21 protein-coding genes are annotated in these 24017 nt (G+C 73.1%); 8 read left to right on the top strand and 13 right to left on the bottom strand.

The annotated features are described in order from the left end of the window. Positions 1–330: 330 nt before the first annotated feature. Entirely contained in the window at positions 331–4584 is a 4254-nt protein-coding gene (locus PYR91_RS23275; RefSeq protein WP_279782750.1) for a beta-ketoacyl synthase N-terminal-like domain-containing protein, read from the bottom strand. Between the two features lie 44 nt (positions 4585–4628). After that, positions 4629–5012, bottom strand: a complete 384-nt coding sequence (locus tag PYR91_RS23270) for an acyl carrier protein (protein WP_279782748.1) — start codon at positions 5010–5012, stop codon at positions 4629–4631. Positions 5013–5232: 220 nt separating this feature from the next. On the opposite strand from PYR91_RS23270, the gene PYR91_RS23265 reads away from it, so the two are divergent. Next, on the top strand, positions 5233–5964 hold the full coding sequence (locus tag PYR91_RS23265; RefSeq protein ID WP_279782746.1) for a 2OG-Fe dioxygenase family protein: 732 nt from the start codon (positions 5233–5235) through the stop codon (positions 5962–5964). A 394-nt stretch (positions 5965–6358) separates the two neighbouring features. Here PYR91_RS23265 and PYR91_RS23260 read toward each other — a convergent pair whose 3' ends face one another. The 5 genes from PYR91_RS23260 to PYR91_RS23240 form a co-directional block, all read right to left on the bottom strand. Beyond that, positions 6359–7090 (bottom strand): CbiX/SirB N-terminal domain-containing protein, encoded by a 732-nt coding sequence (locus tag PYR91_RS23260; RefSeq protein ID WP_279782744.1) that lies wholly within the window; start codon positions 7088–7090, stop codon positions 6359–6361. A gap of 206 nt (positions 7091–7296) precedes the next feature. Then, positions 7297–8001, bottom strand: coding sequence for a phosphoadenylyl-sulfate reductase (locus PYR91_RS23255; protein WP_279782742.1), 705 nt, complete (start codon positions 7999–8001; stop codon positions 7297–7299). Beyond that, the gene (locus PYR91_RS23250; protein ID WP_279782741.1) at positions 7998–8156 is read right to left on the bottom strand and encodes an Insertion element protein; all 159 of its coding nucleotides are present in this window, start codon (positions 8154–8156) and stop codon (positions 7998–8000) included. The genes PYR91_RS23255 and PYR91_RS23250 overlap by 4 nt, the downstream gene beginning before the upstream one ends. Beyond that, a complete protein-coding gene (locus PYR91_RS23245; RefSeq protein WP_279782739.1) occupies positions 8153–9829 on the bottom strand; it encodes a nitrite/sulfite reductase in 1677 nt (558 codons plus the stop codon). Before PYR91_RS23245 ends, PYR91_RS23250 begins: the two co-directional genes overlap by 4 nt. Positions 9830–9855: 26 nt before the next feature. Beyond that, a complete protein-coding gene (locus tag PYR91_RS23240) occupies positions 9856–11283 on the bottom strand; it encodes an aminotransferase class V-fold PLP-dependent enzyme (protein ID WP_279782737.1) in 1428 nt (475 codons plus the stop codon). A gap of 233 nt (positions 11284–11516) precedes the next feature. Between PYR91_RS23240 and PYR91_RS23235 the strand changes: the two genes are divergently transcribed. Further along, complete coding sequence (locus PYR91_RS23235) at positions 11517–11873, top strand: nuclear transport factor 2 family protein (RefSeq protein ID WP_279782735.1); 357 nt, start codon at positions 11517–11519, stop codon at positions 11871–11873. Between the two features lie 177 nt (positions 11874–12050). On the opposite strand, the gene PYR91_RS23230 is transcribed toward PYR91_RS23235, so the two are convergent. From PYR91_RS23230 to PYR91_RS23220, 3 genes are all read right to left on the bottom strand, one after another. After that, positions 12051–13307 carry a hypothetical protein gene (locus PYR91_RS23230; RefSeq protein ID WP_279782733.1) on the bottom strand — a complete coding sequence of 419 codons (1257 nt, stop codon included), beginning with the start codon at positions 13305–13307 and terminating at the stop codon, positions 12051–12053. Beyond that, positions 13304–15028: a selenium-binding protein SBP56-related protein gene (locus PYR91_RS23225; RefSeq protein WP_279782731.1), complete on the bottom strand. Its 1725-nt coding sequence runs from the start codon at positions 15026–15028 to the stop codon at positions 13304–13306. Before PYR91_RS23225 ends, PYR91_RS23230 begins: the two co-directional genes overlap by 4 nt. Before the next feature lie 77 nt (positions 15029–15105). Next, positions 15106–15486, bottom strand: a complete 381-nt coding sequence (locus tag PYR91_RS23220; protein WP_279782729.1) for a hypothetical protein — start codon at positions 15484–15486, stop codon at positions 15106–15108. 310 nt (positions 15487–15796) lie between these two features. Between PYR91_RS23220 and cysD the strand changes: the two genes are divergently transcribed. Together cysD and PYR91_RS23210 are read left to right on the top strand one after the other, a co-directional pair. Further along, the gene (cysD, locus tag PYR91_RS23215) at positions 15797–16693 is read left to right on the top strand and encodes a sulfate adenylyltransferase subunit CysD (RefSeq protein WP_279782727.1); all 897 of its coding nucleotides are present in this window, start codon (positions 15797–15799) and stop codon (positions 16691–16693) included. 1 nt (position 16694) lies between these two features. Continuing rightward, a complete protein-coding gene (locus tag PYR91_RS23210; protein WP_279782725.1) occupies positions 16695–17999 on the top strand; it encodes a GTP-binding protein in 1305 nt (434 codons plus the stop codon). Positions 18000–18083: 84 nt separating this feature from the next. Here PYR91_RS23210 and PYR91_RS23205 read toward each other — a convergent pair whose 3' ends face one another. From PYR91_RS23205 to PYR91_RS23195, 3 genes are read right to left on the bottom strand one after another with little or no spacing between them, the layout of a single operon-like run. Next, positions 18084–19295 carry an aromatic ring-hydroxylating dioxygenase subunit alpha gene (locus PYR91_RS23205; RefSeq protein ID WP_279782723.1) on the bottom strand — a complete coding sequence of 404 codons (1212 nt, stop codon included), beginning with the start codon at positions 19293–19295 and terminating at the stop codon, positions 18084–18086. Further along, positions 19292–19474 (bottom strand): hypothetical protein, encoded by a 183-nt coding sequence (locus PYR91_RS23200; RefSeq protein WP_279782721.1) that lies wholly within the window; start codon positions 19472–19474, stop codon positions 19292–19294. The genes PYR91_RS23205 and PYR91_RS23200 overlap by 4 nt, the downstream gene beginning before the upstream one ends. Before the next feature lie 48 nt (positions 19475–19522). Then, a complete protein-coding gene (locus PYR91_RS23195; protein ID WP_279782719.1) occupies positions 19523–20518 on the bottom strand; it encodes a DUF2156 domain-containing protein in 996 nt (331 codons plus the stop codon). A gap of 278 nt (positions 20519–20796) precedes the next feature. Between PYR91_RS23195 and PYR91_RS23190 the strand changes: the two genes are divergently transcribed. The 4 genes from PYR91_RS23190 to PYR91_RS23175 are packed head-to-tail and all read left to right on the top strand — an operon-like array spanning position 20797 to position 24007. Continuing rightward, positions 20797–21936 carry an acyl-CoA/acyl-ACP dehydrogenase gene (locus tag PYR91_RS23190; RefSeq protein ID WP_279782717.1) on the top strand — a complete coding sequence of 380 codons (1140 nt, stop codon included), beginning with the start codon at positions 20797–20799 and terminating at the stop codon, positions 21934–21936. 24 nt (positions 21937–21960) lie between these two features. Then, positions 21961–22476, top strand: a complete 516-nt coding sequence (locus tag PYR91_RS23185) for a hypothetical protein (protein WP_279782715.1) — start codon at positions 21961–21963, stop codon at positions 22474–22476. After that, positions 22473–23036, top strand: a complete 564-nt coding sequence (locus PYR91_RS23180; RefSeq protein ID WP_279782713.1) for a flavin reductase family protein — start codon at positions 22473–22475, stop codon at positions 23034–23036. Before PYR91_RS23185 ends, PYR91_RS23180 begins: the two co-directional genes overlap by 4 nt. Further along, complete coding sequence (locus PYR91_RS23175) at positions 23033–24007, top strand: hypothetical protein (protein ID WP_279782711.1); 975 nt, start codon at positions 23033–23035, stop codon at positions 24005–24007. Before PYR91_RS23180 ends, PYR91_RS23175 begins: the two co-directional genes overlap by 4 nt. The last annotated feature ends 10 nt before the right edge of the window (positions 24008–24017 follow it).

The following is a 24017-nucleotide window of genomic DNA, read 5'->3' as shown; positions in this document are numbered from 1 at the left end:
CCGCACCACCGCTGCACCACCCCACCCGCCGCCGATACGGCGGAGACTTGGGCGGCGAACACGGCACCGCGTACGGCGACCGACGTGAGCAGGCCGGCCCCGGTCGCCGACCTCCGACCCCGCACCACCGCTGCACCACCCCACCCGCCGCCGATACGGCGGGCGTTCCGTGCGGCGAAGACGGCGCCGCCTATGGCGACCGACGCGAGGAGGCCCGCGCCGGTCGCCGACCTCCGACCGCACCACCCACCCGGCGCCGGTGCGGCGGGGGCTTTGTGCGGCGAAGGCGGCGCCGTGTGCGGCGGGCCGCGGGGGTCCGGGGTCATCGGGTCACGCGTTGGCCGGGACGGCGGCCGGTTCGGGGGTGAGGTGGTGGTCGAGGAACTCGGCCAGTTGGTTCGGGGACGGGTGGTCGAAGACGACCGATGACGCGAGTCGCATGCCCAGAGCGGTCTCAAGGACGTTTCTGAGCTGCACCGCCACGAGGGAGTCGACGCCCAGTTCCAGGAACGTCGCGTGGGAGTCGACGGCGGTGGCGTCCTGGATGGACAGGAGCCGGGCCACGGCGTCGCGGACGAGGTCGCGCACGGCGGCGCGGCGGGCCGGGGGCGGGGCTGCGGCGAGGGCGGTCAGGTCGAGCTTCTGCGGCTGGAGGGAACGGGCCCCGCTTCCGCAGGCCCTGCGGACCCGGGCCGCGGTGCCTTCGGCCGGGCGTCGCGCCAGCCGTTTGAACCCCATGCCGACCAGCTCCATGATGGGCTCGCCGCCCTCCATCAACAGCGCGTCGACGGTGAACGCGACGTCCTCCGCAGCCGCGGGGGCCGCGCCGCCGGTCGAGTCCGCCACATCCGCCGCCGGGGCCGGGGCCGTGCCGGGTTCGGGATGGGCCCAGGTGAGGCGCATGACGGTGTTCAGGCGGGCCGCCCGGGGCTTCCTGAAGACGCGGACGCGGGCGATCCGCGTGGCGACGTAGTCGTGGCCGTCGTCGACGAGCGCGGCGAGGCCGTGGGTGGCGCCGTCCATGAGGGGGGGCGGCAGGTGCTCGGCGGCCAGGACGTCGCCGCCGCGCATGCGGCCCACGGTGAGGTCGGCGCCGTGGCGGGCCACCGTCTCCATCCGGCTGAACTGCGGGCCGTAGTCGAGTCCCGCCCGCGCGTAGGCCGAGTACACGTCGGCGGCGCCGAGGACCTGGTCGGGCGCGCCGGCCTCGGCCGCCAGGCGGAGCACCTCCCGGCCCGGGCCGGTCAGCGCGGCGCCGGAGCCGTCGCGCGCGCCGAGCACGGCGGTGAGGTGCGGGCGGTCGGCCACGCCGTCCGGGCCGGGGACCCGGCTCACGATCTCCACCGCGAGGCGTCCGCCCGCGGCCGGCCGGGCCCGGGTGCGCAGCTCGACCGGTTCGGTGGTGAGGAAGAGCGCCTCGTGCAGCCGCACGTCCTCGATCGGCCGCGTCGTCTCCCCGTGGACGGCGTCCGCCAGCTCCAGCAGCATCTCGACGTAGGCCGCCGCCGGGACGAACACCCGCCCGTTCAGCGTGTGGTCGGCCAGGTAGCCGGGGTCGGCGGCGCTGATCCGGCTGCTGAACTCCCGGCCGGCCGCGTTCGCCTCCGCGCCGCCGTCCCACCGGGCCGCCGCACGGCCGTCGTCCGCACCGGCGGCCGAGTGGCCGTTCCCGGCCGCGGACGTCACGGGGCCGCCGTTGAGCACCGGACCACCTGCCGAACCGCCGTCCCCCTCCCGGCCTCCGACGACCACGTCCGGAACCGGGCGGGGTTCGGAGGCCAGCTCGCGGCCCAGGAGGCGGTGGCCGGTGGCGGCGCCGGAGCGGGTCGAGGCGGCGGTCGTGGTGTCGCGCCAGGGGAGGCGGTAGGAGGTCCGGTCGAAGGCGTACGCCGGCAGCGGGACGGGGCGCCCCGGGCGGCCCGCGTAGACGGCGGGCCAGGAGACGGCGAGCCCGGCGGTGTAGACGCCGGCCAGGGCGCGGTTCAGGTTGGCGCCCGCCGGGTCGTCGGGGTGCAGGCAGCTCAGCCACCGGTGCCGGTCGCCCGGCAGGCAGCGCCGCGCCAGCGAGGTCAGCGCCGCCGACGGCCCCACCTCCAGGAACACGTGCCGGCCCCGCTCGTCGACGGCGCGGACGCCGGCCGCGAAGTCCACCGGTTCGTTGAGGTGGCGCACCCAGTAGTCGGCGGTGGCCATCTCGCGCGGCGAGGCGACGGCGCCGGTCAGGTTGGACACGATGCTGATCGTGGGCTCGCCGAACCGGACCTTCGCCAGCGCGGCCCGCAGATCCTCGGAGATCCCCGCCATCAGCGGCGAGTGGAAGCCCGCCGACACCTGGAGCGGCGTGACGTCCATGCCGCGCTCCCGCAGCGCGGCCACGGCCTCGGCCAGAGAGCCCGCGCCGCCCGACACCACGCACTGCCCGGGCGAGTTGACCGCCGCGATCGCGAGGTCGGCCCACGGCGCGAGCAGCGGCGCGACGTCGGCGGCGGGGGCCGACACCGCCGCCATGCCGCCGGGCAGCGGCACCGACTGGATCAGCCGGGCGCGCTCGGCGAGGAACATGACCCCGTCGGGCAGGGAGAACAGACCGGCGACGGTGGCCGCGGCCACCTCCCCCACGCTGTGCCCGATCAGCACGCCGGGCCGGACGCCCCACGACAGCCACAGTTTCGCCAGGGCGTACTCCAGCGTGAACAGCGCCGCGTGCGTGTGCACGGTCTGGGCGAGCGCCGCCTCGGCGTCGGGGGCGCGGCCGAACATGATGTCGGCGATCGAGCGGCCCAGGTGCGCCGTGAACAGCCGGTCGCACGCGTCGACGTGCTCGCGGAACACCGGGAACCGCCGGTACAGCGCGTGCCCCATGCCGACGTACTGCGAGCCGGAGCCGGTGAACAGCATCGCCACCTTGCGGAACACGTCCTCGCCCGTGCCGCCCGGCCGCTCCAGGGCCTGGTCGAGCAGCGCGGCCAGCTCCTCCCGGTCGCGGACGACCCCGGCGACCCGGTGCCGGAAGTGCGACCGCCCGACGGCGCGCGTGTGACAGATGTCGGCGAGCGCGACGTCCGGATGCCCGTCCAGGTACGACCGGAACCGCTCGACCTGCAGTCGCAGCGCCGCCGCGCTCTTCGCCGACAACGTGAACACCTGTCCCCCGCCCTCGGCCTGCGGGCCGGGTGCGGCGGGGGCCGGGAGGGACGGCGGCTGCTCCAGGACGGCGACGCCTATGGCGCCCGCGACGCCGAAGCCGTTGACGGTGGCGCGGCGCGGCGCGGCGTTCCACGGGCGCGGCTCCGTCGGCACGGTGACGGGGTAGGCGTCCCAGGGGATGCGGCCCGAAGGCGTGTCCATGAGGTGCGGGAAGAACTCGCCGGCCCGCATCTGCAGCAGGACCTTGATGATCGCGCCGACCCCGGCCGCGGGCTCCATGTGCCCGAGGTTGGCCTTCAGCGAGCCGATCGTGAGCGGGTCGCCGGCCTGGCGCGAGGGGCCGAAGACGCCGTTGACCGAACCCATCTCGATCGGGTCGCCCAGCGGCGTGCCGGTGCCGTGCGCCTCGACGTACTGGATGTCGGCGGGCTCCAGCCGGGCGTTGGCGAGGGCGGCGCGCATCACGCCCTCCTGCGCCGTCCCGTTGGGCGCGGTGAGCCCGGCGCTCTCGCCGTCCTGGCCGATGGCGGTGCCGCGCACCAGGGCGAGGACGGTGTCCCCCGCGCGCCGGGCGTCGGTAAGCCGCTTGAGCACCAGGACGCCGCAGCCCTCGGCGCGGGCGTAGCCGTCGGCCGCCTCGTCGAAGGTCTTGCAGTGGCCGTCCGGCGCGAGCATCTGCCCCTGGGACAGGATGGCGAAGGTGCGCGGGTGGTGCAGGGCGTTGACGGCGCCGCACAGCGCGATGTCGGTCTCCCCGCGCCGCAGCGCCCCGACCGCCAGGTGCAGCGCGGTCAGCGAGGACGCGCACGCGGTGTCGGTGGTGAGGCTCGGGCCGCGCCAGCCGAGGAAGTAGGACAGCCGGCCCGAGAGCGAGTAGGCGCCCATGCCGGTGGCGAGGTTGCCGTCGAGGTCCTCGTCGGCCAGCGCGGCCAGCTCCAGCACGAAGTCCACCGGGGAGGCCCCGATGTAGACGGCGCCGTTGCCGTGCCGCAGCGCGGACGGGTCCACGTTGGCGTTCTCCAGCGCCTCCCACGCGGTCTCCAGCAGCAGCCGCTGCTGGGGGTCGACGTAGGGCGCCTGCTTGGGGGAGATCGCGAAGAACTGCGCGTCGAACTCGTCGATCCGGTCGAGGAAACCGCCACCCTCGGTGCGGATCGCGCCGGGGGCGGACGGGTCGCCGGAGGTGAACGCGTCGACGTCCCAGCGGTCGCGCGGCAGCGGCCCGATGCCGGACCGCCCGGCGCGCAGGAACTCGGTGAAGCCGTCGAGCGTGGTGTTGCCGCCGGGGAACCGCAGGCCGGCGCCGATGATCGCCACCGGTTCGTGCTTCTCCAGCAGGAAGCGGCCGAGGGCCTGCTGCTGCCGCCGGATGGTCTCCCGCGCCGCCGCGAGCTCGTCTTCCACCGTCGCGGTGGGGTCGATGGCCGGATCCGGCATGCGCCGCGCCTCCTCGTTGACAGCCGGTGGTGCCGGCGCGTCCTTCAGGTCTGGTAGAGCGACCGCATGACGTCGTCCCAGAGCGCGTCCTGCTCGGCCGGCGCGGCGGACACGGCCGCCTCGGGCCGGCTCTCGAAGAGCTCGGGCATGACCTCCGCGGTCAGGTGGTCCAGGAGCTGTTCCACGGTGGGACTGTTGAAAAGGACGGTGCTGCTGATGCCCTTGCCGATCAGCGACTCCAGCCGCTGTTTCACGTCGGTCAGTCCCAGCGACGTCAAACCGAGCTCGAAATAACTCTCCGCGAGCGGGAGTTCCTCGTCGGCGGACATCAGCAGGGTCTCCTTGAACTCGGCGACGACCATTGATTCCAGCACCACCGCGCGTTCGGACACGGGCAGGGCTTGGAGCCGTTCGACAATCGACGCCATGGGATTCCCCCTTCTCACCGGCATGCATCAGTTAAACACCGTGTGCTTGACGACCTGCTGACGAGAGGCTGACCAGCCGGATTATCCGGCGCCACGCTCCGGGGTAAAGTCCGGCGGCTTTTTACCCGGTCCGGACATGTCAGTTCGGCATCAGTGAACGTGTGCGATCGTTGCATGAAGCATTTCCATGGAAATGCCGATTATGTGGCCGGAGGATGTAATGCTGCTGACCGAGATCCGCGAAGACCTGCGGGCGCAGGGGTACTCCTTGGTACGGGCCGCCGACCTGCCGATCGACCCGGCGCTGCGCCGGCACGCGACGGCGCTCGCGGGCGAGTGGGACCACCTGGAGACCGACAAGTACCTCAAGGACGGCGCCCGGTTCAGGGAACGCCGCTACGACCGCTTCTACTACCTGCCGAAGGACGGGACGATCCGGCTGCGGCCGCACCGGCCCTACTTCCAGTCGATGACCGCGAACGAGTACGCGGGCGGCATCGCACGCTCGGTGGCCCAGCTCACCGAGTCGACGCTGGCCAACCCGCTGCTGCCGGCGCTGCTGGAGTTCGACTTCGCCCAGTTCCCGGTGACCCTGGAACAGCTGGAGCATCCGTGGGACGTGCAGTGCCACCAGTTCCGCATCATCTCCACCCCTGAGGAGCTGGGCGACCCCACGCCGGAGGGCCCGCACCGTGACGAGGTCGACTTCGGGGCGATCCACCTCATGTCGCGCACGAACGCGGCCGGCGGCCTGTCGCAGGTGTACACCAACGGCAAGGAGCTGGTGACCGAGTTCGCGCTGGACGACCTGATGGACACGATGTTCTGGTCCGACCAGCAGGTGCTGCACGCGGTCACCCCGATCGTCGCCGAGAACCCCGCCCTGCGGGCCGTGCGCGACGTGCTGATCCTCGGCTACAAGTGCACGCCGGGGCTGCGCGAGACCGACTGACCTCCCTCCGACGACGCGGCCGCCGTCCACTCGCCCCCCGGACGCCGGCCGCGTCGTCATGTCCGGCCGCGTCTTCACGTCGGGACGCGTCTTCACGTCCGGCCGCTTCGTCACTCACGGCCGCTTCGTCACTCACGGCCGAGTCGTCGTTCACGGCGGCGGTCGTCGTTCACGGGAGCGTCGTCGCTCACGGACGCGTCGTCGTCACGGGAGCGTCGTCACTCGCGGACGCGTCGTCACTCGCGGACGCGTCGTCACTCGCGGACGCGTCGTCACTCGCGGACGCGTCGTCGTTCACGGGAGCGATGCCATGCGTGAGCCGTTCCGGCACGCGGGAGCCGGGTCGCCGTGCCGGGGCGGCGGTCGGCGTGTCCGCCAGGCCGCGCGGGCGGAACTAGCCGGCCGGTGCGAGGGGGACCGCGGCGTCGGCGCGGGCCAGGACGAGGGCCGCCAGCTCCGGGGCGTCGCCCAGGGGGGCGGACGCGGCGACCGCGCCCGCGGCGCGCGCGGAGGCGAGCGCGCGGTCGTGCAGCAGGCCCGGCGCGAGGAAGTAGGAGGCGACGGCCACCCTGCGCGCTCCCCGCGCGCGCAGTCCGGCGACCGCCGCGCCCGGGCCGGGCGCCGCCGCGGAGGCGTACGCGGGAACGCAGGGCATGCCCAGACGCTCGCCGAGCGCCGTCGCCACTGCCGCCACGCAGGAGCGCGCGGACGCGTCGCGCGTGCCTGCCGCGGCGAGCACCAGGGCGTCGTAGGGCTTGCCGGTCTCGGCGAGGCGAAGGCACAGGGCCGCTACCAGCGCCGGGTCGGCCGTCCCGCCCGGCGCAGGGCCGAGCACCGGCGCCCGGCGGGCCGCGAGCGGCACCCCGCCGGCGCGCAGCCGGTCGAGCACCGAGGGGATGTCCACGGTGTGGTGGTAGGCCGCCGTCAGCAGCAGCGGCACGACGGCCGCCGCCCGGTGACCGCCGGCCGACACGGCCCCGAGCGCCGTGTCGAGCGACGGGGCGGTGTGCTCCAGGTAGGCGGCGCGCACGTCGAGCCCGGGACGCGCCGCGGCGACCGACCGCGCCAGCGCGCGGGTCGCCGCCGCCGCCCGGGCGTCCCGGCTGCCGTGCGCCACCAGCACCACCGCCGGAGCCTCACCCCGGCCGGCGCGTCCAGCGAGCGCCGGGGCCCCGGGCCCGCCCGCGAACGAGAGGGCGGTGCCGGCTCCTCCCGGCCATTCCGCCGGGGGGCCGCCCGAGGGGCCGCGACCGGCCTGGGCCGGGGGCGCCGCGGGCGCGCGGGCGCCGTCCGACCGGCCGGGCGCGAGGACGTGGGATGCCGGGACGGGGGTCATGGCGCGCCGTGCAGGCCGCACTCGGTCTTGTCGAACAGCGCCCACCGGCCCCCGCGCGCGTCCTCGCCCGGCGCGACCGCGCGGGTGCACGGGCGGCAGCCGACCGACGCGTAGCCCCGGCGGGTCAGGTCGTTGACCGGCACGTCGTGCCGCGCCACGTACGCGTCGACCTCCGCCTGGGTCCACCGGGCGAGCGGGTTGACCTTCACCTTGCCCCGCGCCTGCTCGAAGTGCACGACCGGCGTGCGGGCCCGGCTCGGCGACTCCTCGCGGCGCAGCCCGGCCGCCCAGGCGTCGTAGCCTTCGAGCGCGCGCTCCAGCGGCGCGACCTTGCGCATGGCGCAGCACCGGTCGGGGTCGACGGCGTACAGCTTGGGACCGTACGCGCGGTCCTGCTGCGGCATGGTCAGCCCGGCGCGCATCGACAGCACCCGCACCGGCATGGTCGCCGCGACGCGGTCGCGGACCGCGAGCGTCTCGGGGAAGTGCAGCTCGGTGTCCAGGAACACCACGTCCACGCCGGGCACCACCCGGGAGGCCAGGTGCACCAGCACCGCGTCCGCGAAGGAGCTGGTCACGCAGAACCTCGGGCCGAACGTGCTCGCGGCCCACGCGACGATCTCCTCGGCGGGCGCGTGCTCCAGCTCGCGCCCGGCGTCGGCGGCCAGCGACATCAGGTCGTCGGGCGTCAGCGTGCTCATCGGTCCTCCCTCCCGACGAGCAGGCCCACGAACCGCACCTGGAAGGCTCGCGCGCACTGGCGGCACTCCCACGAGGCGTGCGCCTCCGCGGATGGGCGCAGGTCCTCCTCACCGCAGTACGGGCAGTGCATGACCGGGACTCGTGCCGGCGTCATCGCAGCTCCTCCTCATCGGCTCGCGCGACCCACTGCGCGAAGCTCTCGGCACCGTCGCGCCGGCCGCCCAGGTAGCGCCGCGCCAGCCGCTCGACGTAGTCCGGAAGGTCGGCCGCGGTGGTCTTCAGCCCGCGCAGCTTGCGGCCGAAGCCGCCGTCCTGGCCCTCGGCCATGGTCAGCCCGCCGCCAAGGTGGACCTGGAAGCCCTCGACCTGGCCGCCGTCGGCGTCGGTGAGCAGCTGGCCCTTGAGGCCGATGTCGGCCACCTGCGTGCGGGCGCACGCGTTCGGGCAGCCGTTGACGTTGACGCTCACCTCGGCGGGCGTGCCCGCGAGCCGCTTCTCCAGCTCTGCCACCAGCTCGGCGGCGCGGCCCTTGGTCTCGACGATCGCGAGCTTGCAGTACTCGATGCCGGTGCAGGCCATCGTGTTGCGCCGCCACGGCGACGGCTCGGCCTCCAGGCCGATGCCGCGCAGGTCCTCGACCAGCGGCGCCGGGTCGGCGACGTCCAGCACCAGCAGCTTCTGGTACGGCGTCAGCCGGACGCGCCCCGACCCGTGCGCCTCGGCGATGTCGGCGAGCGCGGTCAGCGTGGCGCCCGACACCCGGCCCACCACCGGCGCGGCCCCGACGTAGTACCGCCCGTCGCGCTGGCGGTGGACGCCGATGTGGTCGAGCGGGGCGGCCGGCAGCACGGGCGGCGGCCCGTCCAGCAGCGGGCGGCGCAGGTACTCCTCCTCCAGCACCGCGCGGAACCGCTCCACGCCCCAGTCGGCGACCAGGAACTTCAGCCGCGCGCGGTGGCGCAGCCGCCGGTAGCCGTAGTCGCGGAACAGGTAGCTGACACCGGCCCACACGTCCGGCACGTCGGCGAGCGGCACCCACACGCCGAGCCGCTGGGCGAGCATGGGCGAGGTGGACAGCCCGCCGCCGACCCACACGTCGAAGCCGGGGCCGTGCTCGGGGTGCGTCACGCCGAGGAAGGCGATGTCGTTGGCCTCGTAGGGGACGTCCGCCAGCCAGGAGATCGTGGACTTGAACTTGCGCGGCAGGTTGGACAGCGACGGGTCGCCGACGTACCGGGCGGTGATCTCGCGGATCGCCGGGGTCGCGTCCAGCACCTCGTCGGCCGAGACGCCCGCCACCGGGCTGCCGAGGACCACCCGGGGGCAGTCGCCGCAGGCCTCGGTCGTCGACAGGCCCACCTCCTCCAGCCGCCGCCAGATCTCGGGCATGTCCTCGACGCGGATCCAGTGGAACTGGATGTTCTGCCGGTCGGTGACGTCGGCGGTGTCACGGGCGTACCGGGTGGAGATGTCGGCGATGGTGCGGAGCTGGGCGAGGTCGAGCTGGCCGCCGTCGACGCGGACGCGCAGCATGAAGTACTCGTCGTCGAGCTCCTCGGGCGCGAGGATCGCCGTCTTGCCGCCGTCGATGCCCGGTTTGCGCTGGGTGTACAGCCCCCACCACCGGAACCTGTTGCGCAGGTCGACCGGGTCGATCGAGGCGAAGCCGCCCCGCGCGTACACCTGCTCGATGCGGCCGCGGACCAGCAACGGGTCCTCCGCCGTCTTCGCCTGCTCGTTGGCGTTGAGGGGTTCGCGGTCGCCCAGCGCCCACTGCCCCTGCCCGCGCGCGGCCGCGGCCGGCGCTGTGACTGCTGTTCTGGCCATCTTCCGCGGCCCTTCCTGGTGACTTCCTACGACGGGAGCGGGACGCCCTGGCGGGCGCTGTGCTGTGTGGCGGCGGCGACGGCGGCCCTGACGACCTCGACCGAGCGGTCGACGTCCTCCTCGGTGGTCTGCCACGAGACCACCGAGACGCGCATGGCCGCGCGCCCGTACCAGGTGGTCCCGCCGAACCAGCAGACGCCGCTGCCCTGGATGCGGGCGATGACGTCGCGGGTGAGGGCGTCGTCGTCGCCGAACCGCACCATCACCTGGTTCAGCACGACGTCGTTGAGCGCCTCGACGCCGGGCACGGTCGCCAGCTGCTCGGCGAACCTGCGGGTCAGCGCGCAACACCGTTCGACGAGGTCGGCCACGCCCGACTTGCCGAGGGTGCGCAGCGCCGCCCAGACCGGCAGGCTGCGGGCGCGGCGCGAGAAGTCCGGCACCCATTCGATGGCGTCGCGCTCGCCGGGCGTGCCCGGCGGCAGGTAGCCGGCCCGCTCGTTCAACATCGCGCCCCGGTGCGCCTCGGGGTGGGCGATCATGACGATGCCGCAGTCGTAGGGGACGTTGAGCCACTTGTGCGCGTCGCACGCCCACGAGTCGGCCTTCTCGACCCCGGCCACCAACGGGCGCAGCTCGGGGCTGGCGGCGGCCCACAGGCCGAACGCGCCGTCCACGTGCACCCAGGCGTCGTACCGGTGCGCGATGTCGGAGATCTCGCCGACCGGGTCGATCGCGCCGGAGTTCACGTCGCCGACCTGCGCGCAGACGATGATCGGCCCCTCGCGCCCGGCGAGGGTCTCGGCCAGCGCGTCGGGGCGCATGCGGCCCCGCTCGTCGACGGGGACGACCAGCACGCGCCCGGAGCCGAAGCCCAGGTAGCGCAGCGCGAGGTCGATCGTCATGTGCCGCTGCGCACCGCCCACGATGGTGACCTCGGGGGCGCCCGGCAGCCCGTACCGCTCCACGTCCCAGCCGGCCTTGGCCAGCAGGTGATGCCGGGCCGCGGCCAGCGCGGTCAGGTGGGCCATGGTGCAGCCGGTGGGGAACCCCACCGATGTGCCCTCGGGCAGTCCGAACAGGTCGACGATCCACTCGGCCGCGACGTGCTCGGCGACGGAGATGGCCGGCGCCAGGTTGTACAGGCTGGCGGTCTGGTCCCAGGCCGCGACCAGCCAGTCGGCGGCGATCGCGACGGGCAGCGTGCCGCCGGTGACGTACCCGAAGAACCTCGGCCCCGAGGCGGCCGGCACCCCGCCTTCGGCGACGGCGCGCCCGAGCAGCTCGACGGTGTCGACCGCCGGAGCCGGGCCGGCCGGCATCGGGCCGCCGAACAGTTCCAGAAGCCGGCCGAGGTCGGCGGTGGCGCCCACGGGTCTTTCCCGCAGGCCGCCTAGATAATCAATCGCATGACGATAGGCGAGGTCCAGCGGAGCTCTGTCGTCGTTGGTCATGGTTAAAACGTTAAGGTTCATGTGCTGACACTCCACTGACCGTCGCGCGTTCCCTGATATCGCGGGGATTGCGTCACCGGTGCGTTCATATCTACTGTGGGCGTGAGCCGGTCGGCGTATGCTCCGGCACGTACTCACCGCCCGATTCGAGGCGCGGCGTAATATCCCGGCCGTTTTGGGGCCCCCATCGGCCGGACCCGTAATCAGACGTTCCGGAAAGGTGGTAGTCCGCCATGTCGGACGAAAAAACGCTCGCGGTGATGAACCAGTTCAACGACGCGTTTCTCAAGCACGACCCCAGCCTCCTGGAGGAGCTTCTGGCCGACGACTGCGTCCTGGAGAACTCCGGGCCGGCGCCGAACGGCTCCCGGCACGTCGGCAAGGCGGCGTGCCTGGAATTCTGGTCGGGCATCGCGAGCTCGGAGCAGTCGAAGTTCGAGCCCGAGGAGATCTGGGCCTGCGGCGACCGCGCCACCATCCGGTGGCGGCTGCGGTGGGGGCCGGGGGACGCCGACTCGGTGCGCGGCGTCAACCTGATGAGGCTGCGCGACGGTCTGATCGTCGAGGGCATGGGCTACGTGAAGGGCTGAGCACCCCGGGGGCCCCGGGCACCGGCGGTTCGCCGGGGCCCGGGGCTCAGGTGTTCACCGGCCGGCCCTCGCGGCCCCGGCGGGGCCGCGCTCTCCCGGGGCCGGCCGGTGAACCGGCCGGCCCTCGCGGGCCGGCCGGGCTCGTGCGCTCCGGGGTGGCCCCGGCGGCACCCGGCACTAGCGGTCGTCCAGCGGTCCCGCCACCGGCAGCACCATCCCGTTCGGCAGCCAGGCCGCGGGCTGGTGGTGGTGCCGTTGCGGCCCCCCGCTGCCCGGCTTGTAGAACACCGCCGAGGCGAACAGGCGGGCCGCGGCGCGCGCGTCCGCGCCGCGCGCCGCCCGCCAGGCCTCGTACCCGGCCGAGGTGGGCGGCTCGCCGGGGAACCGCGCGGCCAGAGCCGCCAGGTACTCCATCGGCGCCGGGTCGTTGGGCGCGTAGCGCAGCGGGATGAGCTGACCGGCGCTCGGGCTCAGCAGCGGCGCCGACAGCAGCCAGGGCGCCAGGTAGGTGCCCTGCGCCACCAGCTCCTCCGACCCGACGGCCTCCACCAGCTCGCCCGCCCGCGCCCAGCCGGAGACGACGACCAGCGGGTGCCGGCCCGTCCCCGGTTCGGTCACCGAGATCCGCGCGCGCGCCGCGGCGGCGCGCACCTCGTCGGCGGCGGCGCGGCCGCGTGGGGAGGCGTCGGCGGCCAGCGCGACCGTCCGCTCCCCCCGGCCCGCCAGGAACCGGACCATCGACCGCAGCGCGGCGGCGTCCGCCGCCGACAGGCGGTCGGACGGGCACGACGCGAGCGGCTCGGCGGCGCCGGCCACCAGCGCGCCGAGCGCGGCGCTCGCGCATTCGGGGCCGTCGTCGCCGCGCAGCGCCGGCGGCTGGGTGCCGCCGGCCCTCCCGGTGTCGACGTCCAGCGTCCCGGTGGCGCCCCCGGCCGCGACGCGCAGCCGGCTCTCGCCGGCGGGCAGGTCGACGCCGATCCACGCCTCGACGCCGCCCGCCGGCTTCCCGGCCGCGACCAGCCGGCCCTCGTCCGGACCGGCGGACGCCTGCTCGGCCCCGACGCGCACCAGGTTGTACCCCGGCCGGTTCGGCACCACCAGCACCGGCACCCGCTCACCGGCCAGCGCCACCGTGCCGAGCAGCGGGACGCCCGGCTCCGGGGGCGCGGGCAGCCGGGCGGCGGCGGCCACCGGGGCCACCAGCACGGCGGCGGCCAGCGCCGCGGCGGCGACCCAGACCGTGGAGCGGCGGCGCAACAGGCCGTGGCGGCGCAGCAGGCCGCCGACGGCGACGACGACCAGGGCGACGCCGAAGGCGAGGAGCAGTGCCCCCGCCACGGCGCCGCCCGGCCGTGAAGACAGTTCACCCAGCCGCTCGTGGTGGGGGGTCTCCCCCGCCACCACGAGCGCCTGGAGCGTGATCGAGTCGGTCATCGCAGGACGCTGTCGCTCACCGCGAACATCACGCCGTGCGGCTGGCTGTCGCCGAAGTCGCCGTGCGGCCAGGACGCCCGGTTGAAGCTGACGCACGGCCTCCCGGTGTTCTCGTCCCGGAAGGAGTTGTCCGTCGTGACGCGGCCTCCCTTGCCGAGGTCGAACATGCACACCCGGTGGTCGCCGCCGCCGCCGAAGGAGCCGTTGACGAAGTAGTTGGCGGCCGCGATGCGCTTGACCTGGTCGGTCTCGCGGTAGATGCCGTTCCTGTCCCGGTCGAAGATGTCCATCGTCCCCCAGTGGGGGCCGCCGGGTGAGGTGTCCCTGATGGGCACGACGCCCACCAGCTCGGGACAGTCGTGCTCGGAGCCGCCCCGGTAGACCTCGTGGAGCTGGTCGACCGAGCACTTCGGCCGGTTGCCCGAGGCGAGCAGCTTGCGGATGTCGAGCACGTAGAGCATGCCGCTGGTGACGTCGAGCGGCGCGCCGTACGGGATCGACTGGCCCATGACGGTGTGGAACAGGTAGCGGTCGTCCGGGCTGACGGCCAGCCAGCTGGAGTTGTCGCCGCCGCCGGTGAGCGTGCTGCGCGGGTCCATCTTGCGGTAGGCGGCGGTGTCGTCCAGCACCTCACGCCACTTGGGGGTGGCCGCGGTGACGTCGGGCGTGTAGAACACCGCGCCGCCGGCCATCGAGGAGACGAAGGCGCCCTTGTGCCCGGGCTTGTTGGTGGTGGCGACCTCCATCACCACCCGTGACTCGCGGAAGAACGCCTCCTTCTCCTGCGGGCCCCGGGGGCCGTCGCTCACCTTCGTGACCGACTTCAGCACCGGGTCGTTCCTGTCGGTGATGTCGAAGACGCGCACCGTCTGCCGTGCCAGGTTGGCCTGGAGCGGGGCGTCGGGGGTCAGGAAGTTGCGCGCCTCGGCGAAGTCGCTGACGACCATGATGTTCAGGTCCTCGCGCACCGCCAGGCCGTGCGGGTTGGCGCAGCTCGCGGCCGGCAGGGCCGGGATGTTGCCGCACTGCTCGGGGTCCTCGCCCTCGGCGGTCGCCGCGGGGATCTCGGCCAGCGTCCGGCCGTCGGGGGCGATGCGGACGATCTCACCGGGCGATCCGGCGGCGCCGTTGCCGACGCGCACCTCGCCGTTGGTGTAGGTGCAGGGCCCGGTGACGTCCGGCCCGCCCATGTAGGTGCCGTAGGCGGTGCCGTCCTTGAGCACGTGGTAGGCGTCGGGCAGCGTCCCGCACGGCGTGTCCGTCGGCACGTTGACCCCGACCAGGCGCAGCGAGGGCAGCGCCTTGGTGTCGAAGACGAACGTCGTGTCGGAGATGATGCCGCCGGCGTAGATGTGGTCGCCCTTGTGCCAGACGTACTGCAGGTGGTGCGGCTCGTTGCCCATGTTGGGGCCGACCGTCACGGTGTTGACGACCTTGCCGTAGGAGGACGAGCCGGGGGTGGCGTCGATGACCGCGAGGAAGTCGGGGGCAGGCTGCGCCGCGGGCCCGGCCCAGGCGAGCAGCCACTGCCGCCCGCGGCCGTACGCCGCGGAGACGAGGTGGTTGGTGGCGGTGTAGACGGTTCCGTTGGACCCCCGGAACTCGGAGGACCAGACGACCTTCGCGTCGGCGGCCGCGCCGACGCCGGTGAGGACGCCCGCGATCATCGCGACGGCCATGAGGCGCGCGACCGATCTGCGGGCGAGCCTGGGAAGTCTCATTTCTTTTATGACCTCTCCGGAAGCTTCCGATCAGCCGGAGCCGTCGAGCTCGCGCGCGACGGCCCAGCGGCCGAAGATCAGTCGAGCTGCGAAACCACCATGACGCAGTCTTCGAGCGCCCTGGTCGAATGGCCCTTGCCCTGGGTGTCCTCGACAAGCATCGTGTTGCCCGGAGAGAACCGGCGCGTCGAGCCGTCGCTGGAGCTGGACTCCAGCGACCCGCTCATCAGCGTCATGATCTGGCGGCGCGGGGCCGGGTGGAAGTCGCCCTCGTAGCCCTTGGGCAGGAAGAGGTAGACGACCTGCTTGGCGGGCACGCCCGCGGACACGTAGATGGGCGGGGCCGGCGGCGCGAAGTTGGCCGCGACGACCTCCATCGTCTCGTCGATGAAATGCGACTCGCCGAGCTCGTCGTTGTACAGCCTCGCCACGTCAATCTTCTGAGTTTCCCCGCTCATTTTCGCTCCTTGTCCTTTTCGGGCCGTGAATGTTTCGGCCGCGGTTTTTCTAATATCACTGAGCTGTACTATGGCAGACGGCGCTGACGGAGCGCTGATCAGCTGCTTACCGTCCGCTGACACGCCCTTCGAATGCCGTTTCACGGCGGGCCGACTTATCGGTCAGCGGAGCGTCAGCACCTTATACGCGGCCACTGTTACCCTGGGCCTACCGCCCGCCCTCAGGTATGCGGATAAGCGTCGCCGGCACGAATGCGTACTTCAATAACTGAAATGGCAGGTGAGCCGCTTGGACTCCGTAACATTACCGATGACCCGGCTATTGCATCTCGACGCGCTGGAGGCTGAGGGCGTGTTCCTCATGCGCGAGGTGGCCGCCGAATTCGAGCGTCCGGTCCTGCTTTTCTCCGCCGGCAAGGATTCGGTCGTCATGCTGCGGCTGGCCCAGAAGGCGTTCGCCCCCGCGCGCATTCCCTTCCCCGTCCTGCACGTGGACACCGGGCACAACTTCCCCGAGGTGATCGCGTTCCGGGACAAGCGGGTCGCCGAGCTCGGGGTCACGCTGGAGGTGGCGAGCGTTCCGGACGCCCTCGCCTCCGGCCGGGTGCGTGAGCCGGCGGACGGCTCGCGCAACCGCATCCAGACCCCGGTGCTGCTGGCCGCGGTCGAGAAGCACCGCTTCGACGCGCTGTTCGGCGGCGCGCGGCGCGACGAGGAGAAGGCCCGCGCCAAGGAGCGCATCTTCAGCTTCCGCGACGAGTTCGGCCAGTGGGACCCGCGCAACCAGCGCCCCGAGGTGTGGGCGCTGTACAACGCGCGCATCCACCCCGGCCAGTCGATCCGGGTGTTCCCGCTGTCCAACTGGACCGAGCTGGACATCTGGCAGTACATCGCGCGCGAGCGGCTGGAGCTGCCCGACATCTACTACGCGCACGAGCGCGAGGTGGTCGACCGCGACGGGCTGCTCTTCGCGGTCAACGAGTTCCTGCCCCTGCGTCCCGGCGAGCGGCCGTTCACCACCAAGGTGCGCTACCGCACGGTGGGCGACGCCTCGTGCACGGCGGCGGTGCGCTCGGAGGCGGACACCGTCGAGAGGGTGATCGAGGAGATCTCGGCCACCCGCGTCACCGAGCGGGGCGCGACCCGGGGCGACGACCGGGTGAGCGAGACGGCCATGGAGGACCGCAAGCGAGAGGGGTACTTCTGAGATGTCCAGCGGCGTTCTCGATCCGTTGCGCATGACCGACCAGTCGCCGCCGACCGAACTGCTGCGGTTCGCCACGGCGGGCAGCGTGGACGACGGCAAGTCCACCCTGCTCGGCAGGCTGCTCTACGACAGCAAGTCGCTGTTCGAGGACCAGATCGCGGCCGTCGAGGCGCTCAGCGCCTCACGCGGCCACGAGTGGGCCGACCTCTCCCTCTTCACCGACGGCCTGCGGGCCGAGCGGGAGCAGGGCATCACCATCGACGTCGCCTACCGCTACTTCGCCACCCCGCGCCGGCGGTTCATCATCGCCGACACCCCGGGCCACCTGCAGTACACCCGCAACATGGTGACCGGCGCGTCGACGGCCGACGTGGCGCTGATCCTGGTGGACGCGCGCAAGCGCCTGGTGGAGCAGTCGCGCCGGCACGCCTTCCTGTGCTCACTGCTGCGCGTGCCGCGCCTGGTGCTGTGCGTGAACAAGATGGACCTGGTCGGCTGGTCGGGCTCGGTCTTCCACCACATCAGGGAGGAGTTCTCGGCGTTCGCGGCCCAGCTGGGCGTGCCCGAGCCGGCGGCCATCCCGATCTCGGCGCTGCACGGGGACAACATCGTCTCCCGGTCGGCGAACATGCCGTGGTACGACGGCCCCTCGCTGCTGGACCACCTGGAGGGGGTGCACGTCGCCTCCTACCGCAACCTGGTGGACGCGCGGTTCCCGGTGCAGTACGTGATCCGGCCGCAGTCGTCCGGTCACCCGGACTACCGCGGGTACGCCGGCCAGATCGCCTCGGGCACGCTGCGCCCCGGTGACGAGGTCGTCGTGCTGCCGTCCGGCCTCACCAGCGTGATCTCCTCCATCGAGACCGCCGACGGGCCGGTGCCGGAGGCGTTCCCGCCGATGTCGGTGACGATCCGGCTCGCCGGCGACCTGGACGTGGCGCGCGGCGACATGATCTGCGTGCCGCACCACCCGGCCGCCGTCACTCGCGAGGTGGAGGCGATGGTCTGCTGGATGGACGACACCCGGCCGCTCACCCCGGGCGGCCGCTACACCGTCAAGCACACCACGCGCTCGGTGCGCGCGGTGGTCTCCGAGCTGAGCTACCGCCTGGACGTCAACTCGCTCGGGCGGGACACCGCGGCGACCTCGCTCTCGCTCAACGAGATCGGGCTGGTGCGGCTGCGCACCATGACGCCCCTGCTGTGCGACGAGTACCCGCGCAACAGGGTCACCGGCAGCCTGATCATCATCGACGAGACCACCAACGCGACCGTCGCCGCCGGAATGATCACCCGCACCCGCTGACCGGGCGCCCCCTCGGGGGCGCCCGAACGCACGTGCCCCCATGACGGCGGCCCTGAGACCGCCGTCATGGGGGCACGGTCGTGCCTAGTGCCGCGCGAGCAGCGCCGCGGCGAGGTTGCGGTAGAACACCTGGACGCCGGGCTCCTTGGGGCTGAGGTGGCCGCGCTCGGCGTGCCGGGAGCCGAGCACCGCCTGGACGGCCTCCAGCGCCTGCTTGTCGTCGGCGTTGACGATGTCCGGGGTGAGCAGCGCGTTCCTGCGCAGCGCCTCGCGGTCGGCGCCCGCGACCAGCTCCGCCGGGAGCAGGACGCCGCCGCGCACCTCGGTCCTGTCGACGGCGGTCGGGATGACGCTGAGCCAGATGATCGCGTCGGCGAACGCCTGCAGGCTGCCGTAGGGGAAGACGGCCCAGTGGTACATGTACCGCTTGACGTCCTCGGGCAGGTCCACCGCCGAGGCCTCCAGCGGCGCGTTGAGCGGGGTGCGCAGGCAGGTCACCCACGGGGAGTCGACCCGGACGTCGGTGTCGGCGCCGGGCGGCGTGATCTGCGCGATGGTGTTCCCGTGCAGGCCCGTGACGTGGTAGTTCTCGTAGACGTTCTGCGCGGCGAGCTTCCAGTTCACCCCCCACTGGTGCACCCAGGTGGCCACCTGCACCATCTGCCCGAGCGGGTAGCACTCCAGGTCGCGGCCGGCCTGCCGCATGTGGGGGGCGAGCGGCGCGGCCACCGGGTCGAGGTTCACGAAGACGAAGCCGTTCCACTCCTCCACCGAGAAGGCCGGCAGCCGGCAGGACGCCGGGTCGAAGGCCGGGTTGCCGTCCATGTAGGCCGCCTCGACGAGCGCGCCGTCCAGGCCGTACCGCCACAGGTGGTACGGGCAGGTGAAGGCGTCGGTGGTCCCCGAACCGGGGGCCACCACCGGCATGAGACGGTGCCGGCACACCGGCGACAGGCCGCGCAGCACGCCGTCGGAGCCCCGGACCACCACCACCGGCTCCTCGGCGACGGTCAGCGCCAGGTAGTCGCCGGGCTTGGACACGTCGTCCACGTGCGCGACCAGCACCCAGGAGCGCCCGAACACCCGACGGCGCTCCAGCTCGTACAGCTCCGGCGACAGGAAGGCCCTCGGCGGCAGGGAGAGCGCGGGAGGGTCGTCCTCCAGGTAGCGCGCCATCTCGGCGAGCAGGCCCGCCAGCTCGGGCGAGGGCACGCCGTCGGGGAACGCGCCGCTCGCGGTCCCCGGGGCGGCGGGCACGGGGGCCGGGGCCATCCCGTTGGGCACCACGGCGGTCACGGCGCGCTCACCCCGTTGAGACCGCGGCGGGCCGGCGTCTCGGTGGCGAGCAGCATGTCCTCCAGGATGCGCAGCGCCTCGTCGGCGGCGCGCGCGACCTCCAGGTCGTCGGGCGCGGCCCCGCAGGCCCCGAACAGCTCGACGACCTTGTGGCCCTGGGCTTCTATCGGCTCGGACATCTCGTCCCCTTCCCAAAGGTGCCCCGCCGGCGTCGCGGAGGGGCGTGGTCAGATGGCGTTGCAGGCGCGGAAGATGTGCACGAGCGCCGGCAGGCTGGCGCCGTGCTGGAAGGCGATGTACTCCGGCAGCACCAGGGTCGGCGCCCACTTCTCCTTGTAGGCGAGCTGGGTGCGGGCCGGGTAGATGTGCGCTCCGTGCTCCCACAGGTAGGTCATGAACCAGTGGAAGGCGCGGCTGTACCCGGGGAACTTCGGGGCGTCCAGGGAGGTGAAGGGCGTGAACCCGAAGTGCAGCCACCGCACCTTCTCCTCGCGGAACAGGTCGACGGCCGCCTTGTTGACCGCCTCCATCACCCCGGGCGGCGAGTCGGGCTGGCGGCGGCTGAGGTCGTGCATCCAGCCCGGCCGCGAGCCGTAGACCGGCGAGTACGACACGTATCCGATGAGCCGGCCCTCGCGCTCGGCGACGAACAGCCGGCGCAGGTGCTGGTGCCTGCCACCGGTCTGGCCGACCAGGAACTCCAGCTCCTTCACGCCCTCGCCCTTGGTGCCCAGCCACGCGGCGTCCAGCTCGTCGATGCGCTCGCGCCAGTCGTCGTAGGACACCTCGCTGATCTGGATGCCGGTGCGCAGCGCGCGGGAGATCTTGTTGCGCAGCTGCATGAACCTGGTGCCCGCCAGCGTGAACGTCTCGAGGTCGACGGCGTAGGAGGCGCCCATCTGGTTCACGGTGAAGCCCTGTTCCAGGTAGGGCGGGGCGTCGGCGCCCTGAAGCTGCACCGCCACGATCTCGCGGCCCTCCCCGGCGGCGAACTCCACGAAACCGCGCAGCAGCCGCGAACGCGACCCGGCCGGCGCGAAAGGCCCGCCGAACTGCACCAGATAACGCCCGACGGGACGGTACACGATCAATCCCGGCTCGCCGGGGAGCCGGTAATAGCTGTTGCCCTCGCTGAAAGCGAAATAGGCGCTCGGATTGTCCGCGTCCGAATATCGGCGTATCGCGTCCAACGCGATATCGGACTCCATCAGCATCCCGGTCATCGCGACATCCTTCTCCTTCGGCGTCGGCCCTCGTGCCGCCCACCCGAGTTATCACACGCCGGGCGCGGTCACCGCAAGGCCCGGAACGCGGCCGGTCAGGCGGCCGTCAGCAGCGGGTCAGAATCGCCGGGACGCCTTATTACCCGAGACCGTCAGACCGATATCAGGTGACGGTCAGCACCACTTGCGATACTGAATTCGCAAATACCCGGGGCACAGCATATCCATCTGCATTCGGGCACCGCCGCCTCATCCCATCTTTCTGAGGAGAACCGCCGATGCGTTCCCTGAAGATCGCGCGCGAGGCCTGCGAGCGTTTCCATCCCGGCCTGCTCGCCGCGCTAGAGCGAATGCCGCTGGCCGAGCGTGAGGCCGCCGGCAGCCCCGTCGTCGAGATCTACCGCAAATACGGGGGGCCGGGCCTGCTGGTCCCCGAGGAGCACGGCGGCGCCGAGGCCGGGCCGTTGGAGGCGGTGCGGGTCCAGCGGGCCCTGGGCTCGGTGTCGCCGTCCCTCGGCGTCGCGACGGTCATGCACCACTTCACCGTCGCGATGCTGTTCAGCCTGGCCCGCTCGGCGGAGCGGCTGACCCCCTCCCAGCTGAAGACGCTGTCGGCGGTGGCCGGCGACGGGCTGCTGCTCGCCTCGGGCTGGGCCGAGGGGCGGACCGACCAGAACATCCTGGTGCCGTCGGTGGTGGCCGAGCGCACCGCGACGGGGTACCGGGTGAACGGCACCAAGAAGCCGTGCAGCATGTCCCGCTCGATGGACGTGCTCACCGCCAGCGTCGCGATCACCGACGACGACGGCCGGTCGGGCCTGGCCCTGCTGCTCATCCCGGCCGACTCCCCCGGCATCACCGTGAAGCCGTTCTGGAGCAGCACCATACTGGCGGCGGCCCAGAGCGACGAGGTGCGGCTCACCGACGTGGACGTGCCCGAGGACCTGGTCATCCGCAGCACGCCGGAGAACCACCGCCGGCTCGACGACCTGCAGACGGCCGGGTTCACCTGGTTCGAGCTGCTGACCACCGCGTCGTACACGGGCGCTGCCTCCGCCCTGGTGGCCCAGGTGCTCGACGGCGGGCGCGGTACCCCCGGCGACCGCGCGAGCCTGGCGATCGGGCTCGCCGCCGCCGTGGACCTCGTCGAGGGCGCCGCGCGCGCCATCGAGGGCGGGCTCACCGGCGACGAGGCCGTCGCGGCCGTCCTCGTCGCCCGGTACGCCGCCCAGGACCTGCTCGCCCGCACCGTCGACGCCGCGGTCGAGACGCTCGGCGGCATGGCGTTCATCCGATCCGCCGACGTCGCCTACCTGGCCTCGGCCGTGCGCGCCCTGGCCTTCCATCCCCCCTCGCGCGGCAGCGTCGCCGCGGAGCTCGCCGGCTACTTCGCGGGCGAGCCCCTGCGGCTGTCCTGACCGAACCCGATCCGAAGGCAGACCATGGACATCAAGAACCCGTACGACTCGCCCACCACGTTCACGCTGCACCGCGCCGAGTACCTCGTCGCCTTCGCGGTGTCGATCGTGCTGATCCTCACGCACCTCGGCGAGATCCGCTGGATCCCGTTCTTCGCGCTGTTCGCCTACATCGACCTGATCGGCTACATCCCCGGCGCCATCGCCTACCGGCGCAGCAAGGACGGCCGCATCCCGAAGTTCTACTACGTGCTCTACAACTCCATGCACAGCCTGATCACCTGCATGGTCGTGGTGGGCCTGTGGCTGTACTTCATCGGCCCGGAGTGGGCGCTGCTCGCCGTCGCCTTCCACGTCTTCGGCGACCGCGGCGTGTTCGGCAACTTCCTCAAGCCGTTCGGCCTGCCGTTCGAGCCGGTCGCCGACCCGCTGTACGCCAAGCTCGCCACCGCGCTTCGCAGCCGCTCGGCGTCGGTGGACCGCGTGCCCGCCCCGATGGCCGACGAGGCCGCCGTGCCCGTCGGCGGGGCCGGCCGGTGAGCGCCACCACCGCGGGCGGGCTCGGCACGGTCGCGCCGCCGCCCGGCGGCGACACCGCGCGCCAGGCGCTGCGGCAGGTCACCTCGGGCGTCACCGTGCTGACCGTCATCGGCTCGGGGCTGCGGCACGGCACCACCGTCAGCGCCCTGATCACCATGTCGCGCGACCCGCTGATCGTCGGGGTGTGCCTGCGCCCGACGTCCACGTTCGCCTCGATGATCCGCCGGGTGGGGCTGTTCTCGGTCAACGTGCTCGCCAACGAGCAGGCGACGGTGGCCCGGCGGTTCGCCGACCCCGCGCGCATCGCGGGCGACGCGCAGTTCGCCGGCCTGGAATGGACCACCGACGAGCTCACCGGCGCCCCGCTGATCTCCGGGTGCCTGGCCCACATGGCGTGCCAGATGAACGGCTGGCACCAGGTGGGCGACCACGACCTGCTGCTCGCCGAGGTCATCGGCGGGACGCCGGGCCCCGGCCTGCCGCTGGTGAACTTCGCGGGCCGCCTGCACCGGGGCATGCCGGACCTGATCGACACCCCTATCGCGAGTGAGGCCTCATGACCATCGAAGTGCCGCTGGAGGCGGACTGGGACCGCGCTCCCAACCTGCTCGACGGCGCCCAGGAACTCACCATGACCGCCGAGCAGTGCGGCATCGCGTACTGGCTGAGCGCGGTGGCCCAGGGGACGCTGCGCGGCCGCGCCGAGCGCGGGCACGCGACCGTCACCCCCGGGTACATGCGCGAGCCCGGGCCGCTGCGCGAGGCGCTGGTGCTGGAGCTGGGCAACCGCTCCATCGCCGAGGCACGGGCGGTGCGCGTGCTCTCCCACTACGTGGCCGCCGCGCCCGGCATCGCCGAGCTGGAGTTCTTCACCACGCAGGTCGTCGACGAGGCCCGGCACTCGGTGATCTTCCGCGACCACCTGGTCGAGCTGGGCGTGCCGGCCGAGGGGCTGCTGGGGTTCATCGACGCGCAGGGCGCCGACTACACCGAGCGGGTGCTGAACCCGATCGCCGAGTTCGCCACGAGCGTGGTCACCGACGAGGGCGACTTCGTCGGCGCGGTGGCCGTGTTCACCATCGTCATCGAGGGCGTCCTGGCGCCGGCCGCCGAGCTGAGCGAGCGCAAGTGGACGCTGCTCGACCCGGCCGCCGCCGAGATCGCCCGGGGCGCCTCGATCGACGAGATCCGCCACCTGGCCGTGGGCAGCTCCATCGTCCGCGAGCACCTGGCGCGCCACCCCGAGTACCGGCCACGCCTGATCGAGCTGGTGCGGCGCGGGCGCAAGCTGTGGGACGAGCTGCCGGTCGAGGAGTTCGTCCTGCACCGCGAGGAGCTGTTCCAGGACGGCATGGGCGCCCACGCCCGGCTCCTGGCCGACTACGAGGTGTTCCCCGGCCGCAGGCTGCTGGAGACCACCCCCAAGGAGCGGTACGACCTGGCGGAGCGCTGGACCGACGACATGGCCGAGGTCCGCCTGCCGTACATGGGCATCCCCGAGGCCGTCGAGCTGCTCCGCACGACCCGGTGAAGGAGGGGTG

The sequence above is a fragment of the Sphaerisporangium sp. TRM90804 genome, assembly GCF_029846175.1.
Taxonomy (GTDB): Bacteria; Actinomycetota; Actinomycetes; order Streptosporangiales; family Streptosporangiaceae; genus Sphaerisporangium.
Note: the sequence above shows the minus strand (reverse complement) of the source record. Positions and strands in the feature narration are given on the sequence as shown.

What these genes read in the sequence shown, in the direction of transcription:
- PYR91_RS23190 (WP_279782717.1), top strand. Translation starts at nt 20,797, where the DNA reads ATGCGTTCCCTGAAGATCGCGCGCGAGGCCTGCGAGCGTTTCCATCCC.
- PYR91_RS23275 (WP_279782750.1), bottom strand. Translation starts at nt 4,584, where the DNA reads ATGCCGGATCCGGCCATCGACCCCACCGCGACGGTGGAAGACGAGCTC.
- PYR91_RS23270 (WP_279782748.1), bottom strand. Translation starts at nt 5,012, where the DNA reads ATGGCGTCGATTGTCGAACGGCTCCAAGCCCTGCCCGTGTCCGAACGC.
- PYR91_RS23255 (WP_279782742.1), bottom strand. Translation starts at nt 8,001, where the DNA reads ATGAGCACGCTGACGCCCGACGACCTGATGTCGCTGGCCGCCGACGCC.
- PYR91_RS23185 (WP_279782715.1), top strand. Translation starts at nt 21,961, where the DNA reads ATGGACATCAAGAACCCGTACGACTCGCCCACCACGTTCACGCTGCAC.
- PYR91_RS23250 (WP_279782741.1), bottom strand. Translation starts at nt 8,156, where the DNA reads ATGACGCCGGCACGAGTCCCGGTCATGCACTGCCCGTACTGCGGTGAG.
- PYR91_RS23200 (WP_279782721.1), bottom strand. Translation starts at nt 19,474, where the DNA reads ATGTCCGAGCCGATAGAAGCCCAGGGCCACAAGGTCGTCGAGCTGTTC.
- PYR91_RS23195 (WP_279782719.1), bottom strand. Translation starts at nt 20,518, where the DNA reads ATGACCGGGATGCTGATGGAGTCCGATATCGCGTTGGACGCGATACGC.
- PYR91_RS23210 (WP_279782725.1), top strand. Translation starts at nt 16,695, where the DNA reads ATGTCCAGCGGCGTTCTCGATCCGTTGCGCATGACCGACCAGTCGCCG.
- PYR91_RS23240 (WP_279782737.1), bottom strand. Translation starts at nt 11,283, where the DNA reads ATGACCAACGACGACAGAGCTCCGCTGGACCTCGCCTATCGTCATGCG.
- PYR91_RS23175 (WP_279782711.1), top strand. Translation starts at nt 23,033, where the DNA reads ATGACCATCGAAGTGCCGCTGGAGGCGGACTGGGACCGCGCTCCCAAC.
- cysD (WP_279782727.1), top strand. Translation starts at nt 15,797, where the DNA reads ATGACCCGGCTATTGCATCTCGACGCGCTGGAGGCTGAGGGCGTGTTC.
- PYR91_RS23220 (WP_279782729.1), bottom strand. Translation starts at nt 15,486, where the DNA reads ATGAGCGGGGAAACTCAGAAGATTGACGTGGCGAGGCTGTACAACGAC.
- PYR91_RS23230 (WP_279782733.1), bottom strand. Translation starts at nt 13,307, where the DNA reads ATGACCGACTCGATCACGCTCCAGGCGCTCGTGGTGGCGGGGGAGACC.
- PYR91_RS23225 (WP_279782731.1), bottom strand. Translation starts at nt 15,028, where the DNA reads ATGAGACTTCCCAGGCTCGCCCGCAGATCGGTCGCGCGCCTCATGGCC.
- PYR91_RS23235 (WP_279782735.1), top strand. Translation starts at nt 11,517, where the DNA reads ATGTCGGACGAAAAAACGCTCGCGGTGATGAACCAGTTCAACGACGCG.
- PYR91_RS23265 (WP_279782746.1), top strand. Translation starts at nt 5,233, where the DNA reads ATGCTGCTGACCGAGATCCGCGAAGACCTGCGGGCGCAGGGGTACTCC.
- PYR91_RS23245 (WP_279782739.1), bottom strand. Translation starts at nt 9,829, where the DNA reads ATGGCCAGAACAGCAGTCACAGCGCCGGCCGCGGCCGCGCGCGGGCAG.